The 14,161-nt window shown below is 60.1% G+C and carries 16 protein-coding genes; 10 read left to right on the forward strand and 6 right to left on the reverse strand.

Features of this window, described 5'->3' with window-relative positions; translation table 11 throughout:
* Positions 1-26: 26 nt before the first annotated feature.
* Together BM317_RS02555 and BM317_RS02560 are read right to left on the reverse strand one after the other, a co-directional pair.
* Positions 27-560 (reverse strand): DUF1003 domain-containing protein, encoded by a 534-nt coding sequence (locus tag BM317_RS02555; protein WP_092472983.1) that lies wholly within the window; start codon positions 558-560, stop codon positions 27-29.
* A 94-nt stretch (positions 561-654) separates the two neighbouring features.
* On the reverse strand, positions 655-1,602 hold the full coding sequence (locus tag BM317_RS02560; protein WP_092175464.1) for a LysR family transcriptional regulator: 948 nt from the start codon (positions 1,600-1,602) through the stop codon (positions 655-657).
* A 14-nt stretch (positions 1,603-1,616) separates the two neighbouring features.
* Here BM317_RS02560 and BM317_RS02565 point away from each other — a divergent pair, with 14 nt between their 5' ends.
* Both BM317_RS02565 and BM317_RS02570 read left to right on the forward strand, forming a co-directional pair.
* On the forward strand, positions 1,617-2,327 hold the full coding sequence (locus tag BM317_RS02565; protein ID WP_092472985.1) for a CTP synthase C-terminal region-related (seleno)protein: 711 nt from the start codon (positions 1,617-1,619) through the stop codon (positions 2,325-2,327).
* A complete protein-coding gene (locus BM317_RS02570; RefSeq protein WP_092472987.1) occupies positions 2,324-2,638 on the forward strand; it encodes an antibiotic biosynthesis monooxygenase family protein in 315 nt (104 codons plus the stop codon). Before BM317_RS02565 ends, BM317_RS02570 begins: the two co-directional genes overlap by 4 nt.
* Before the next feature lie 190 nt (positions 2,639-2,828).
* Here the strand turns inward: BM317_RS02570 and BM317_RS02580 are convergent, their stop codons facing one another.
* The gene (locus BM317_RS02580) at positions 2,829-3,155 is read right to left on the reverse strand and encodes a DUF2025 family protein (RefSeq protein ID WP_060740982.1); all 327 of its coding nucleotides are present in this window, start codon (positions 3,153-3,155) and stop codon (positions 2,829-2,831) included.
* Between the two features lie 241 nt (positions 3,156-3,396).
* Here BM317_RS02580 and BM317_RS02585 point away from each other — a divergent pair, with 241 nt between their 5' ends.
* The 3 genes from BM317_RS02585 (at position 3,397) to BM317_RS02595 (ending at position 6,196) form a co-directional block, all read left to right on the forward strand.
* Positions 3,397-4,524: a glycerophosphodiester phosphodiesterase gene (locus BM317_RS02585; protein ID WP_092175449.1), complete on the forward strand. Its 1,128-nt coding sequence runs from the start codon at positions 3,397-3,399 to the stop codon at positions 4,522-4,524.
* 149 nt (positions 4,525-4,673) lie between these two features.
* Positions 4,674-4,979 (forward strand): PepSY domain-containing protein, encoded by a 306-nt coding sequence (locus BM317_RS02590; RefSeq protein ID WP_060740979.1) that lies wholly within the window; start codon positions 4,674-4,676, stop codon positions 4,977-4,979.
* A gap of 194 nt (positions 4,980-5,173) precedes the next feature.
* Complete coding sequence (locus tag BM317_RS02595) at positions 5,174-6,196, forward strand: transporter (RefSeq protein ID WP_092472989.1); 1,023 nt, start codon at positions 5,174-5,176, stop codon at positions 6,194-6,196.
* Between the two features lie 66 nt (positions 6,197-6,262).
* On the opposite strand, the gene BM317_RS02600 is transcribed toward BM317_RS02595, so the two are convergent.
* Positions 6,263-7,888, reverse strand: coding sequence for a methyl-accepting chemotaxis protein (locus tag BM317_RS02600; RefSeq protein WP_092472991.1), 1,626 nt, complete (start codon positions 7,886-7,888; stop codon positions 6,263-6,265).
* Between the two features lie 344 nt (positions 7,889-8,232).
* On the opposite strand from BM317_RS02600, the gene BM317_RS30665 reads away from it, so the two are divergent.
* From BM317_RS30665 to BM317_RS02610, 3 genes are all read left to right on the forward strand, one after another.
* Positions 8,233-8,376 (forward strand): hypothetical protein, encoded by a 144-nt coding sequence (locus BM317_RS30665; RefSeq protein WP_170842384.1) that lies wholly within the window; start codon positions 8,233-8,235, stop codon positions 8,374-8,376.
* A 37-nt stretch (positions 8,377-8,413) separates the two neighbouring features.
* Positions 8,414-8,644 carry a hypothetical protein gene (locus tag BM317_RS02605; protein WP_092175441.1) on the forward strand — a complete coding sequence of 77 codons (231 nt, stop codon included), beginning with the start codon at positions 8,414-8,416 and terminating at the stop codon, positions 8,642-8,644.
* A gap of 102 nt (positions 8,645-8,746) precedes the next feature.
* Positions 8,747-9,946, forward strand: a complete 1,200-nt coding sequence (locus BM317_RS02610; protein WP_060740977.1) for an MFS transporter — start codon at positions 8,747-8,749, stop codon at positions 9,944-9,946.
* Here BM317_RS02610 and arfB read toward each other — a convergent pair.
* Together arfB and BM317_RS02620 are read right to left on the reverse strand one after the other, a co-directional pair.
* Positions 9,943-10,356 (reverse strand): alternative ribosome rescue aminoacyl-tRNA hydrolase ArfB, encoded by a 414-nt coding sequence (gene arfB / locus BM317_RS02615; RefSeq protein WP_092472993.1) that lies wholly within the window; start codon positions 10,354-10,356, stop codon positions 9,943-9,945. The genes BM317_RS02610 and arfB overlap by 4 nt on opposite strands.
* 163 nt (positions 10,357-10,519) lie before the next feature.
* Positions 10,520-11,935: an amino acid permease gene (locus BM317_RS02620; protein ID WP_092175438.1), complete on the reverse strand. Its 1,416-nt coding sequence runs from the start codon at positions 11,933-11,935 to the stop codon at positions 10,520-10,522.
* A gap of 939 nt (positions 11,936-12,874) precedes the next feature.
* On the opposite strand from BM317_RS02620, the gene BM317_RS30670 reads away from it, so the two are divergent.
* On the forward strand, positions 12,875-13,012 hold the full coding sequence (locus BM317_RS30670; RefSeq protein ID WP_003178782.1) for a hypothetical protein: 138 nt from the start codon (positions 12,875-12,877) through the stop codon (positions 13,010-13,012).
* Positions 13,013-13,105: 93 nt separating this feature from the next.
* On the forward strand, positions 13,106-14,071 hold the full coding sequence (locus BM317_RS02625) for a M29 family metallopeptidase (RefSeq protein WP_092175436.1): 966 nt from the start codon (positions 13,106-13,108) through the stop codon (positions 14,069-14,071).
* Positions 14,072-14,161 lie beyond the last annotated feature (90 nt).

A 14,161-nucleotide genomic window follows, 5' to 3' on the forward strand; every position in this document is an offset into this window, starting at 1 on the left:
ACGGGAAGTCCTCCACGTAACGAGGGCTATTGCATCGATGGGTTGTGCACAACCTTCTGGTGCATTTCGGTGGTCAAGCTGTCGATACGCTCGGTCAACGCCTTGGTCATTTCCGTCAGGCGGGTGTTCTGCTCCAACAATTGGAGCAACTGCGCCGTGTTCTGTGCGGCTTCGGCCTGGCGCTCGCTGTTGGCGACGGCCAAGGCTTCGCGATGTTGCGCATCGGCTTCCGCCTGGGCCTTGTCCCGAGCGGCCTGCCGGGTTTGCGCCAGCAAAATCAGCGGGGCGGCATAGGCCGACTGCAGGCTGAACGCCAGGTTCAGCAAGATGAACGGGTAAGCATCGAAGTGAAAGACCCCCATCAGGTTCAGGCTGACCCATAGCAGCACGATTAAAGTCTGCGCACCGAGAAACATCGGCGTCCCGAAAAAACGCGCGAACGCCTCCGCCCTCAGCGCAAAGCGGTCATTGCCAAAAGTCGGCGCCAGATGAGCGTGAGGGCGATGAAAACGCAAGTGGTCAACGGGTGCGGAGGGCGTGGTTTGGGAAGACTTCGTCATCGTGATGTTCTCTGCCAGGGGCTGGTGCTCTAGGCACTATAACCGTTGCGGGAGCATCATCCATTGAGTCATGCACAGCCTGCGCGTTACAAAGTCAACGCCACCGCAGATTGCGCCCCAACTCATCGAACAAGGTCACCACCGAACGCAAGGCCCGGCAGTCTGGGCGGGTAAGAAGCCACAAAGCCGTGTCATATCCCAGCAACGGTTCACCGATTGGCATCAGGCCCTGGTTTTCGTCGATCAGAAAGTCCGGCAGCGCCGCCACCCCCAAACCCGCCCGCACCAGTTCGGTGACCGAGAGCATGCTGTTGCAGCGATAGGCGGGCACCACGCCGGGTAGATGCTGGCGGCGCCAGGCCACGGTGGGGTGATCGGGGAGAAAATCGTCAGGCGCGATCCAGGTCACGGCAGCCAGGTCGTCCACATTCGCCGAGCGCAGGTACGTGACGCCGGCACATACCCGGAACGTTACATTGCCGAGGTTGCGACCAACCAGATGCTCCGGCGGCGTACGGGTCAGTCGTAACGCAATGTCGGCATCCCGGCGGCTGAGGTTGGCGAAGTCATTCGAGGTGCTCAACTCGAGGCTCAACGCCGGATAAGCAGGCATGAAACGCGCCAGCGCCGGCAGCAACAACGCTTGCAGGACTGAATCACTGCACGTCAGGCGCACCGTCCCGCTGATGACCTCACCGCCCTGCTCCACCCCCACCCGTGCCGCCTCCAATGCCTGCTCGGCGCGCTCGGCCTGTTCGGCCAATGCCTGGGCCAGGCTCGTGGGCAAGTACCCGGAACGGCTTTTCTCGAACAAGGGCTGGCCCAGGGCTGCCTCCAGCCGACGTACCGAACGAAACACCGTGGACACGTCCACCTGCAGCAGCCGAGCGGCCCGGGCCAGCGAGCCGCCACGGACCAGCGCCAGGATCAGGGACAGATCGGGATAGTCCAGACGATAGTGCGTTGCTGCATTGATCACTTGGATAAACGCCAATATTGATTGCGTGAACGCCAATCTATAGTGGCCACCAGGAATCAACAAGCGGCGAGCCTCCCATGGAAAAACAGCATCCGTTAACCATCGCCCTGGTCGGCGACCACGACCCACACATCACCGCTCATCGGGCGATCCCCCTCGCACTTGAGCTGGCTGGCACACAAACCGGCCATGCCCTTCGCTTGCAATGGCTGGCAACGCCGCTCATTACCGACAACGCTGTGCTGAAGGATTTCGACGGTGTCTGGTGCGTGCCCGGCAGCCCCTACCAAAACGAAGCCGGCGCCTTGCAAGCCATTCGTTTTGCCCGCGAACAGCGTCGCCCTTTCCTGGGCACCTGCGGTGGTTTTCAGCATGCCGTGCTGGAATATGCCCGTCACGTGATGGGCTGGGTCGACGCCGTCCATGGTGAAACCTCTCCCGAGGCTGAACGGGCACTGTTGACGCCGCTGAGCTGTGCCCTGGTGGAAACTATCGACAGCCTTCAACTCGAGGCGGGCTCGTTGATCGCCAAGGCCTATGGCCGACAGACCGCGTTCGAGGGCTACCGTTGCCGCTTCGGGGTCAATCCGGAGTTTGAAAAAGACTTGCTGAGCCAGCGCCTGCACGCCGTCGCCCGGGATTCGGCCGGCGACCTGCGAGCGGTGGAGCTGCAGGACCATCCGTTCTTTGTCGCCACGCTGTTCCAGCCTGAACGAGCGGCGTTGGAAGGCCGGGTGCCGCCGCTGGTCCGCGCGTTTGTCGAAGCCTGCGCGAGGAAAATGCCATGAGCGCCCACTGTTACGCCGTGATTTTCACCTCCCTGCGTACCGAGGGGGACCAAGGCTACGCCGAAGCTGCCGAGCGCATGCTGGCCCTGGCTCGGGAGCAGCGCGGATTTTTAGGTGTCGAATCGGCCCGTGGCGACGATGGTTTGGGGATCACTGTGTCGTATTGGAGCGATGAAGCCGCGATCCTGGCCTGGAAGCAGCATCCCGAACACCGCGCGATCCGTGAGCGCGGTCGCTCCACCTGGTATACCCATTGCCATACGAGGGTGTGCAAGGTCGAACGGGACTATGCCTTCCAACGCCCAACCTGATGCCAGGATACAAACCTGTGGGAGCGGGCTTGCTCGCGAAAGCGGCGGGTCAGCTTGCAGCGATGTTGAATGTGCCGACATCTTCGCGAGCAAGCCCGCTCCCACACTGAATCTCGGGTGTTCACAGATCTGCCTTCACCACAAATCCACTGTGGGAGCTGAGCTCCCACAGTGTTTCTAGATCCTGGCCTCAGCCTTCCACCAACTGCCGCACCGCCACGATTTCCGGCAGATCGCTGCGGGCCATGTACACCCGCAAAGGTTCGGTGAGGTTGATGCGGTCGTCGATGTTCTGGTCCAGCAACAGCTGGATCCGCTCGCGCTTGAGGGCCATGGCGCCGTCTGCTGCGGGGGCCCAGACAAATTCGCTGGTGGGAATGATGCCGTCGTCGGCAACGTCCATGCCGAAGGCGTCTTCGCTGAACCGCACGATGTACTGGCCGGTCTTGCGGTTCAGGCCGACAAAACCCTTGAGCTGGTCGGCGGCCTGGCAGATGAATGTCGAAGTGGTGCGCATGGTAAACCTCATGGATGCGTCCCTCGGGACGTCTGATCAATGGTTTACACGCAGGGCAAGCGGATGCTGGAATTAAGGTTTCCCTCTGCGGGGAAACTGTGCGGCCAAGGGTACTGCAAAGCGGCCTTGAAATGCGTGGGAAAAATCTGCTTTGCACAGGTTTATAGCGGTGTAGCGATAGCGCCGAACGCGTTCAATTGTTAAAAGAGAAGCCTTTGAAAATCACGAAAGGATCTCGAGCATGCCTGTCACCTTCACCCGCAGCGCCTTGGTGCTGAGCCTGTTGCTCGGCTTGGGCCAGACACAAGCCTCCGAAGCCCCGAGCCCCAAGGCCCTGGCAACCCTTCAAGGCATTCCGCATCCGGCGGTCATCGCCCACCGCGGTGCCTCCTTCGACGCGCCGGAATCCACCGCCGCCGCCTACAAGCTGGCTCGCGACCTGGGCGCCGACTACCTGGAACTGGACCTGCAACGCAGCAAGGACGGAGTGTTGTTCGTCCTGCATGACGACAGCCTGCTGCGCACCACAGATGTCGCCACCAAGTTTCCCGAACGCAAGGACAGCACTGCCAACGAGTTCACCATGGCGGAACTCAAAACCCTCGATGCCGGCAGTTGGTTCAACACCGCCTACCCGGACCGCGCCCGCCCTTCGTTCGCCGGCCTGAAGATCCTCACCCTCGATGAAGTGATCGACATTGCCCAGGGCAACCCACAGCACAAACCGGGACTGTATATCGAAACCAAGGAGCCGAAGTTGTTTCCCGGCATCGAACGTGACCTCAAGGACAAATTGCAGGACCGTGGCTGGTTGAGCCCCTCCGGCTCGAAGCTCGCAAAAAGCGCCATCGGGGTCGGTCAAGGCAAGGGCAAGGTGGTCTTGCAGACCTTCGAGAAGAGCAGCCTGGAACTGTTGCACAAAGAGATGCCAAAGGTGCCGAAGATCCTCTTGCTGTGGGTCGGCGAGGGCAACATCGAACCCAAGTCCAAGGTGCCGTTTGCCGAATCCGGTGAAACGGACAAGGCGGTCTACTATGCCAAGCAGGAACCCAAGGACAGGGCGGAATTCGAGAAATGGGTCCAGTACGCCAAGGCCCAGGGTGCAGTGGGCACCGGTCCGTCCGCGGCCTTGACCCATGGCGGCAGCCAGAGTTACTCGGATCTGGTACAGCCATGGATGAACCAGTACACCCATGCCCAGGGTTTGCTGGTGCATGTCTACACCGTGGATGAGCCGGTGGACTTCAAGAAAGTGATGGACGCTGGCGTGGATGGCATTTTCACCAACCGGGCCAGTGAGTTGCTCAAGTACTTCAAGCGTCCCGATACGGGCAGCGTGGCGCAGTTGCTGGAGAAGAACGGCTACTGATCCGAACACGCCCATGGAACAGTGGCGTTAGTTCCATGGGCTTAATCCTGTTTTTAAAAAGTTTTCCGAATTAAGCGTGAATTAAGTTGCCAGAGATAATCTGAACCCACTTAAACGACTCACCCTTTAACGACACCAAGGAAAGACATATGAAAACTTTGACTGCCCTGTTCACCGCTGCCGCCCTGACCCTCACCGCTGGCCTGGCCCAGGCTGACGTTCGAATCGACCAGGTTCCGCAACTGGTCAAGGAAGGCAAGATCAAATCCCTGGAGTCGATGAACGCAGAAGCCCTGAAGTTGCACCCAGGTGCCACCATCACAGACACCGACCTCGATAACCACTTCAACGGTTATGAGTATGAAGTGGAACTGAAAACCGCCGATGGCAAAGAGTTTGACGTTGACTTCGACGCTACAACCGGCAAAGTCCTGAGCAACAAGCAAGACACTTGATCCATCGACAAAAAAAAGCCGCGCAACTTTCGAGTTGCGCGGCTTTTTGTTTGGCGTATGTGAAAATCCGCTATGAACTCCACAGGTCCAGCACCGCGACATACCTGTCACAAAACCTTCAAGAAAGCTTGCAATGATGCCGCTCAAGTGAACCTGTTGTCGCCGCGACAGGCACTCCCCGCCAGCGAGCCCTCATGAACCACAGCATCGACCAAAGCCATCGCGATCCTGACCTGTTCGGCCTGCTTTACGGATTTCGTTTCCGCCCCGGCGAGCGTGGCCGGGAGATCGATTCGGCCCAGGCCCTGCGAAGCCTGCAACAACCGCAAGACCCGGATGAGTTTCTCTGGCTGCACCTGAACCTGGCTCACGCCGCCTGCGAACGCTGGATGAAAAGTCACCTGGCCCTGCCCGAGGAGTTTTTCGAAGCCTTGCACGAAGGCTCACGCTCGACCCGGATCGAACATGTCGACTCGGCATTGCTGGCCGTGGTCAACGACGTGGTGTTCAACCTCAGCAACCTGGTGTCCTCGGATGTCTCCACACTGTGGGTTTGCGTGCACAGTCGGTTGATCATCAGCGCGCGCCTGCAACCTTTGCATTCGGTCGACAAGCTGCGCTCATCGGTCAAGGCCGGCGAGAGCTTTCGCTCACCCCTGGAACTGCTCGTGCATCTGCTACGCGACCAAGGCGAAGTGCTGACTCAGATCGTGCGCAAGACCAGCCTCAGCGTCGACCAGATCGAGGATCAATTGCTCTCTTCGCGACTGTCCACCAACCGCTCCGAGTTGGGTGCCCAGCGCCGCGTGCTGGTGCGCCTGCAACGCTTGCTGGCCCTGGAGCCGGGCTCGTTGCTGCGCTTGCTCAACCGCCCACCGCAATGGTTGCAGAAGGAAGACGTCAAGGAGCTGCGCAAGTCCACCGAGGAGTTTGCCCTGATCATCAACGACCTCACCGCCCTGGGCGAGCGGATCAAGCTGCTGCAGGAAGAGATCGCTGCCAACCTCAACGAACAAAGCAACCGTACGCTGTTCACCCTGACCGTGGTCACGGTCCTGGCGCTGCCCATCAACATCATTGCCGGTTTCTTCGGCATGAACGTCGGCGGCGTACCGCTGGCGGGTGACCCCGAGGGCTTCTGGATCCTGGTGGCGCTGGTGGCAACCTTTACCGTGATTGCAGGCCGATGGGCGTTTCGCAAGCGGCGCGATTATTGAAATTGATCCACCTCGGGTTCGCATAAGCTTTTGTGGCGAGGGGGCGTGCTCCCTCGCCACAAGCCGTCAAGCACTCAACCGCGCCGTCACTTCATTCAACTGCCCGGACAACCCATGCAAATCCCGACTGGCCGCTTCGGTGCGCTGCACATTGTCGAGGTTGGTGCTGGCGATGCAGGTGATTTCAGTGAGGTTGCGCGAGATGTCTTCGGCCACGGAGGTCTGCTCCTCCGCGGCGGTGGCGATCTGGCGGTTCATGTCGCGAATCGCTTCCACCGCCTGGGTGATGCGCTCCAACATGGCGCCGGCCTGGGTCACCTGCTCGACACTTTCTTCACTGCGCGACTGCCCGCTTTCGATGGCCTGGGCCGCGTCCACTGCGCCAGTCTGCACGGTCTGGATGATCTGATTGATTTCGATGATCGATGACGCCGTGCGCTGGGCCAGGTTGCGAACCTCATCAGCGACCACCGCGAAACCGCGACCGGCCTCACCCGCCCGTGCCGCTTCGATGGCTGCGTTGAGTGCCAGCAGGTTAGTCTGCTCGGCGATCCCGCGAATCACTTCAAGCACTTTACCGATGCGCCCGCTGTCGGTTTCCAGGCGACGGATCACCGTGGCCGTGTTGGCGATTTCGCCACGCATCTGGGTGATGGTGTGGATAGTGCCCTGCATCACTTTCTCGCCCTGCTGCGCCGAATGATCGGCATCATCGGCAGCCCGCGCCGCATCGGCGGCATGGCGGGCAACTTCCTGGGCGGTGGCGGACATCTCGTTCATGGCCGTTGCCACCTGATCGGTGCGTTCGAATTGTTCGCTGGTGCCTTGGCTCATCAGGCTGGCGATGGCATTGAGCTCACCGCTGGCACTGTCCAATTCCGTGGCACTGCGTTGCAGGCGCGTGAACGTTTCGGAGAGGAAATCGCGCAAGGTATTGGCCGCCAGGGCGAGATCGCCCAGTTCGTCCTGGCGACTGCTGACTACCCGCTCGGCGAAACGGCCGCGACTCAATTGGGTCACGTATTCGATCAGGTTGCGGATGGGCTGCACCAGATTGCGATTGACCAGCCACAGGCTGAACAACCCGATCAGCAGGCCCGAAACCAGCATCACTACGGTGCCCAGCATAATCGTGCGATCCGCCCCGGCACTGATCGACACCGATTGCTCGCGGCCCATCTGGCGCAACTCAGCCACCAACACACTCATCTGCTCGCTGGCAGCACGGTCGACGCCCTTGACCGCCGCATCACCGGCCGCCGCGTCAGCACCGGCCGCCACAAACGCGTCCCGGCCCTTCTGGTATGCCGAACCCAACTGACGGTGTTCGTCCCTCAGGCGCTCAATGCGTGCCTTGATTTGGGCTGGGAGATCCTTGTGCCCGATCAACTCACCCAGAATGCCCTGGACATCGTGCTGGCGCTCTTCGAATTGCTTCCAGTACTTATTCAGGTCCGCTGGCTGCTTGCCACGCAACAGGACGTTTTTCCACTCCTGGACCTGTACCTTGAATTGCAGGTTGGCCTCGTCGATCAACTGCGAGGCGCGCAACGGGCCATCAATCAGGTGGCGATAATTCTGGACACCCTCGGACAGGAAATGAAAGGACGCCAGGGCGATCAACAGCATCGCCAGCAAACTGCCGCTGAGCAGAGCAAGAATCTGGGCTCTCAAGGATTTTTGTAGAAACATGGTGGGAATCTCATGGCAGTGGAAGAGCCGAACTCACAGAGCGACATGCCCCGACCTCCATGTCCGGTGTCACGACCGAATGCAGCGCGATATACACACGCCATCGGCCCTGCGGGCGCACTCTTGAGCCTTGCCGACCATCGGTAATCCCTGGTGTCGACCGCCAGGAAAGCTCGCCCAAGCCACCGTAAAGTGAAATTGGTCATAACTTGTCCAGACAATCCCTTTTGTCGGCACAACGGGATTTAAAAGTCTTTTTGTCATTTCTCCTGGGGTATCCTGCCCACGCTTTGTAAAAGCGCGGATCTACCAGATCTATCCACAGACTTTGCGAGGAGCGCGATATGCACGAGATCCCTAATCTCCCCTTCCCAAGCCTGCACGACACTGAGCAGACGACCACGCTACAAGCCGGGGGGCAACCTGATGCCCAGCAACCCGAGCCCAAGCAAGCCACTGAACGCCGCCAGGCCGACAGCGAAGACTGATTGACCCGCACCACCAGACCGTGTGGAAAGCGCTAAGATGCGCTTTCCACACTGCCTGAACCCGAGTACCTCCATGACCGATGACACCCCTCCCTTCAGCGAAGCCCAGGCCAGCGTCCTGATCGGCACCGCCGAGAAAATGGTCGAGATCTGGACCCGCCTCCCCGCCGAGAAACAAGCGGCCCTGCTGGCCCGTTTCGGCAGCGAAGAAAACGCCATCGCCGCACTGGTCACCACGCGCCTGGTCAGCGAACAGCACGACGGCTGAACCACCACTGGGCAAATAGTTTTACTTTTCCACGCCCGGACGCCGCGCTCGCCGTTATCATAAGCAGCCTATCTATCCTGCTGCTCCGTGGACCTCTTTCCCATGTCAGATTCCCAGCGCCCCCTGGCGGTCACGCTGCAAGTCGTTTCCATTGTCCTGTTCACCTTCATCGGCTACCTGAATATCGGCATTCCCCTGGCCGTGCTGCCCGGTTTCGTCCATGGCGAACTGGGTTTCGGCGCGGTGATCGCCGGGCTGGTGATCAGCGTGCAGTACCTGGCCACCCTGCTCAGTCGCCCTTACGCCGGGCGAATCATCGACAACCTGGGGAGCAAGCGCGCGGTGATGTTCGGCCTCGCCGGCTGTGGGCTGAGCGGTGTGTTCATGCTCGTGTCGGCCTGGACGCCCCACCTGCCGACACTCAGCCTGATCAGCCTGTTGATCGGTCGCCTGGTGCTGGGCAGTGCCGAAAGCCTGGTGGGTTCGGGTTCGATTGGCTGGGGCATTGGCCGGGTCGGTGCAGCGAATACCGCCAAGGTGATTTCCTGGAACGGCATCGCCAGTTACGGCGCGCTGGCGATCGGTGCGCCGCTGGGGGTATGGCTGGTCAATGCGTTGGGGCTGTGGAGCATGGGCGTCAGCATCATCTTGCTGGGTTTGCTGGGGCTGGCATTGGCCTGGCGCAAAACCGCGGCGCCCATCGTCGCCGGCGAACGCCTGCCGTTCATGCATGTGCTGGGACGTGTGCTGCCACACGGCTGCGGCCTGGCCCTGGGTTCCATCGGGTTTGGCACGATCGCGACCTTCATCACCCTGTACTACGCCACGCAGCACTGGGATAACGCCGTGCTGTGCCTGAGCCTGTTCGGCGCCAGCTTCATCGGCGCGCGCCTGCTGTTCGGCAACCTGATCAACCGTCTGGGCGGCTTTCGCGTAGCGATTGCCTGCCTGTCGGTGGAAACCCTCGGCCTGTTGCTGTTGTGGCTCGCACCGGATGCCCACTGGGCCCTGGCGGGCGCGGCGTTGAGCGGTTTCGGCTTTTCCCTGGTGTTTCCGGCGCTGGGCGTGGAAGCGGTCAACCTGGTGCCGGCCTCCAGTCGTGGGGCGGCGGTGGGCGCCTATTCGCTGTTCATTGATTTGTCGTTGGGGATCACCGGGCCACTGGCCGGTGCGATTGCCGCCGGCTTCGGCTTTGCCTCGATCTTTCTGTTCGCCGCCCTGGCGGCCCTGGGCGGATTGGCACTGAGTGTCTACCTGTACCGGCAGGCGCCCCGGTACCGTGAAGCGCGGGAGAAGGACTAGAAATCCACCTTGCCGCGCCCGGCCTTGATCGAGCCGCGCTTGGTCTTGGACTCCAGGCGACGCTTTTTCGAACCCAGGGTCGGCTTGGTCGGGCGGCGCTTCTTTTCGATCTTGGTGGCGCTGAGGATCAGTTCGGACAAGCGCTCCAGCGCATCGGCCCGGTTCTGTTCCTGCGTGCGGTATTGCTGGGCCTTGATGATCAGCACACCGTCGCTGGTGATGCGACTGTCGCGCAGGGCCAGCAACCGTTCCTTGTAGAACTCGGGCAGCGACGAGGCCGGAATGTCGAAGCGCAAATGCACGGCGCTGGAGACCTTGTTGACGTTCTGCCCCCCGGCCCCTTGGGCGCGGATGGCCGTCAGCTCGATCTCGGCGTCCGGGATGTGCACGGTGTTGGAAATCGCCAGCATGGGAAAAGGGTCCGCTATCAGGCCCCACAGAATACCCCGAATCCCCCCGACAACGCCTAACCCTGTGGGAGCGAGCTTGCTCGCGATGGCGGTGGGTCAGCAATATCAAGGGTGACTGACACACTGCAATCGCGAGCAAGCTCGCTCCCACAGGGCTTCGTGCTTACTTGGCAGCCGCCACAGCCAATTCCTGCCGCGCACTGCGCTTGTTCTTGATCACGTAGCACACCCACATGAACACCACCCACACCGGAATCGCGTAGACCGAGATCTGGATGCCGGGGATCAGCAACATCACGCCCAGGATGAACACCACGAACGCCAGGCAGATGTAGTTGCCGTACGGATACCACAGCGCCTTGAACAGTGGCGTCTGGTGGGTCTGGTTCATGTGCTGGCGGAACTTGAAGTGCGAGTAGCTGATCATCGCCCAGTTGATCACCAGGGTCGCGACCACCAGCGACATCAACAACTCCAACGCATGCTGCGGGACCAGGTAGTTCAACAGCACCGCCACCAGCGTGACCGCCGCCGACGCGAGGATCGAACGTACCGGCACGCCGCGCTTGTCGATCCTGGACAAGGCCTTGGGCGCATCGCCCTGCTCGGCCATGCCCAGCAACATGCGGCTGTTGCAGTAGGTGCCGCTGTTGTACACCGACAGCGCGGCGGTCAGCACCACGAAATTGAGGATATGCGCCGCGGTGTTGCTGCCCAGCATCGAGAACACCTGCACGAACGGGCTGCCGCTGTAGGCATCGCCGGAGGCGTTAAGGGTGGCCAGCAGGCTGTCCCAAGGCGTCAGGGACAACAGCACCACGAGCGCACCAATGTAGAAAATCAGAATACGGTAGATCACCTGGTTGATGGCCTTGGGGATCACGGTTTTCGGTTTGTCGGCCTCAGCGGCGGTGAAACCGAGCATTTCCAGGCCACCGAAGGAGAACATGATGATCGCCATGGCCATCACCAGGCCGCTCACGCCGTTGGGGAAGAACCCACCATGAGACCACAGGTTGGTCACCGACGCCTGCGGGCCACCATGACCGCTGACCAGCAAATAGCTGCCCAAGGCAATCATGCCGACAATCGCCACGACCTTGATGATCGCGAACCAGAACTCAGCCTCGCCGAAGACTTTGACATTGGCCAGGTTGATCGCATTGATCAGGATGAAAAACGCCGCCGCCGACACCCAGGTGGGGATGTCCGGGGCCCAGTAATGGATGTACTTGCCGACCGCGGTCAGCTCGGACATACCCACCAGGATGTAGAGAATCCAGCAGTTCCAACCCGACAGGAACCCGGCGAAACCACCCCAGTACTTGTGGGCGAAGTGGCTGAAGGACCCGGCGACGGGCTCTTCGACGATCATTTCGCCCAACTGGCGCATGATCATGAAGGCGATGAAGCCGCAGATGGCGTAGCCGAGGATCATCGACGGGCCGGCTGATTTCAGCACCCCCGCCGAGCCGAGGAACAGGCCGGTGCCGATCGCGCCACCGAGGGCGATCAATTGAATGTGGCGATTTTTCAGGCCGCGTTTCAGCTCGCCCGAATGCGAGTTTTGTCCACTCATGAAAAGGGTCTCACGCAAGGTTTGATGATGTTCGTTAGACGTTGCCGCTCGAATCGGATCTCAAGCAGCACCGATCAAACCCCAGCGCAGGCACCAGGACTTCAGCGTTTTTACAACGGTCATGCGTCACCTGTTTGTTTTTATCTGTGACGAAATCGAACCCGACACGCTTGTGGCGTGGCGGAGTGAACAAGGTGGATAACCTTGAAAGTGCGTGGGTACGCGAAGGGTCACAGTAAAACGCGGCGCATTGTACACCGCTGACCCCCTGCTGCCAGACACCACCGGATCAGCGTGTCGTTTGCCGGGATTGCATGGGTCCGCCTCGAACATGCCGGGCGGCTGCAAAAAAGTGTCCAGGCCCTTGCGAGCCCCTGAAGGGTGTAGCGCTAAAAACGCCACGACGGGAGAAATGCACTGGAGCTGCGGCGTTCATTGCGCCTCCTTCTTGTTATTCACCTGCACGACAGGCATGGGGCGCATCTCACCCTGCCCATCGATTCGAAACAAGCGGGCCAGAGCCTTGGAAAACCCTGCAGGGCGGGGCTTACGGAAGTTTTTTCTTACGCTTTGGGGAAACAACGTTTCGGCCCCTTTCGGCCGGCCTTTTTCGTCAGCATTTCTTTACAACCCGTCACGCAAACTTTCCAAGTAGGAATTTTCCGTAGGCTGACTGCAAATTGACGGTAGGTAGCTACCTATTAAAAAAAACACCCAGGCGGCTGTTTTTGAATGAGTAATGTTGTCGTTAAAAATGGAACAAAAAGTTCAAACGAAAAAAAATAAATTATTTTTTTGCAATCCAAAAAACCCTCGACTAGGTTTTTCAGCGACTTGCCAAGGCATCGTGCCGACAAGTTCTGCGGTGCCGTCACCGGCCTGTTTCCACTCGCCGAATCGGTCCGCTGATTTCCGTAAAAGTCATCTAGGAGATTCACTATGCAAGCACTGGACAAAGACTTGGAAACCGAACTGCAACTGGACGAATGGTTTGAGGCCCCGACCCATGAAGCCGCCGTTGAAATGATGCAAGCCGACGCCGTCGTTCCGTTCGGCACGGCGATGTGGCCTCTGTAGGCACCGCCCGGCGGAGGCGATCCGGCCGGTCGGCTCCGCCACTTTTTGCCGGTTGTCAGGGAAGTCAAATGAACTTGTCAGGGAAGAATAAGCATGGACACACAACGAGCCATCTCACATTTCCTTTACTATCTCGAACACCATCCCGCCCTGGCCGGCATTCAGCCCGCCAAGGTGTTGCTCGGTCATACCGCTGACTACGAAGCGCTGACCGGCGCCATCGCCGAACAGGCAGGCAGCGGCTCACCCTTCCGGTTCAGTGCCATGCGCCTGGACCTCGAGCCCACGGAGCGCCTGTCCAAGGCCATTGCCGACAGCGATCTGTATATTTTCTTCTACGACTCTTCCACCCTGCCCAACCCACGTCCCGACGGCCCGGACTTTGTCCGTGCGCTGCAAGGCGTGATGGCCGACAACTGGAAGAAATCGCTGCTGTTCAAGGACTACGGCGATTATTTCTACGACACCTTCAGCGTGATTCCCCAGCGCATCGCCGGGCTCAACAGTCACCTGATCCGACGCATGTCCCAGGCAACGAGCCTGAGTTTCCAGGATGACCGCGGTTCATATTTCGACACAGCCTTGAGCGGCGTGAAGAAGTGGACCGACATCAACGGCCTCGGCAACTACGACCTGGCCCCCGGCGAAATCGCCACCCACAGTGACACCATCAATGGCCGGGTGAAGTTCGTCGGGACTTTCCTGAGCACCATCCCGTTCGCACGCAAATACGGCGTGTTGCAATCGCCGCTGGAGCTGTGGATCGAAGACTCCACCATCCAGAAAATCGCCACCGATGTACCTGGCCTGGAGCACGACTTCAACAAATACCTGGACGCCAACCCATCCAATCGCCGTATCGAGGAATTGGGGATCGGCACCAACGAAGGGGTCAAGAGCCTGTATGCCCGCAATGCCGGTTTCGAGGAGCGCCACTGCGGCTTGCACCTGGGACTGGGTGGCGGGGCCAAAGGCAGCCATCATCTGGATCTGATTTTCGAGAGCGGCGTATTGGCGCTGGATAACGAGCCGATGTTTGATGGGCGGTTTGTGCTTTAGGGGCAGTTGCAAGCGGTGAGCTTCAAGCGGCAAGAAAGAGCGAGCAGCCTCTGGATCGCGGTGTGGAGCTGCTCGCGAAGACGGCCGCAC

The sequence above is a fragment of the Pseudomonas sp. NFACC24-1 genome, from assembly GCF_900115235.1.
GTDB classification, from domain to species: domain Bacteria; phylum Pseudomonadota; class Gammaproteobacteria; order Pseudomonadales; family Pseudomonadaceae; genus Aquipseudomonas; species Aquipseudomonas fluorescens_AA.

Coding starts and splice junctions, on each gene's coding strand:
- BM317_RS02555 (WP_092472983.1), bottom strand. CDS start 560: ATGACGAAGTCTTCCCAAACCACGCCCTCCGCACCCGTTGACCACTTG.
- BM317_RS02565 (WP_092472985.1), top strand. CDS start 1,617: ATGGAAAAACAGCATCCGTTAACCATCGCCCTGGTCGGCGACCACGAC.
- BM317_RS02570 (WP_092472987.1), top strand. CDS start 2,324: ATGAGCGCCCACTGTTACGCCGTGATTTTCACCTCCCTGCGTACCGAG.
- BM317_RS02580 (WP_060740982.1), bottom strand. CDS start 3,155: ATGCGCACCACTTCGACATTCATCTGCCAGGCCGCCGACCAGCTCAAG.
- BM317_RS02585 (WP_092175449.1), top strand. CDS start 3,397: ATGCCTGTCACCTTCACCCGCAGCGCCTTGGTGCTGAGCCTGTTGCTC.
- BM317_RS02590 (WP_060740979.1), top strand. CDS start 4,674: ATGAAAACTTTGACTGCCCTGTTCACCGCTGCCGCCCTGACCCTCACC.
- BM317_RS02595 (WP_092472989.1), top strand. CDS start 5,174: ATGAACCACAGCATCGACCAAAGCCATCGCGATCCTGACCTGTTCGGC.
- BM317_RS02600 (WP_092472991.1), bottom strand. CDS start 7,888: ATGTTTCTACAAAAATCCTTGAGAGCCCAGATTCTTGCTCTGCTCAGC.
- BM317_RS30665 (WP_170842384.1), top strand. CDS start 8,233: ATGCACGAGATCCCTAATCTCCCCTTCCCAAGCCTGCACGACACTGAG.
- BM317_RS02605 (WP_092175441.1), top strand. CDS start 8,414: ATGCGCTTTCCACACTGCCTGAACCCGAGTACCTCCATGACCGATGAC.
- BM317_RS02610 (WP_060740977.1), top strand. CDS start 8,747: ATGTCAGATTCCCAGCGCCCCCTGGCGGTCACGCTGCAAGTCGTTTCC.
- arfB (WP_092472993.1), bottom strand. CDS start 10,356: ATGCTGGCGATTTCCAACACCGTGCACATCCCGGACGCCGAGATCGAG.
- BM317_RS02620 (WP_092175438.1), bottom strand. CDS start 11,935: ATGAGTGGACAAAACTCGCATTCGGGCGAGCTGAAACGCGGCCTGAAA.
- BM317_RS30670 (WP_003178782.1), top strand. CDS start 12,875: ATGCAAGCACTGGACAAAGACTTGGAAACCGAACTGCAACTGGACGAA.
- BM317_RS02625 (WP_092175436.1), top strand. CDS start 13,106: ATGGACACACAACGAGCCATCTCACATTTCCTTTACTATCTCGAACAC.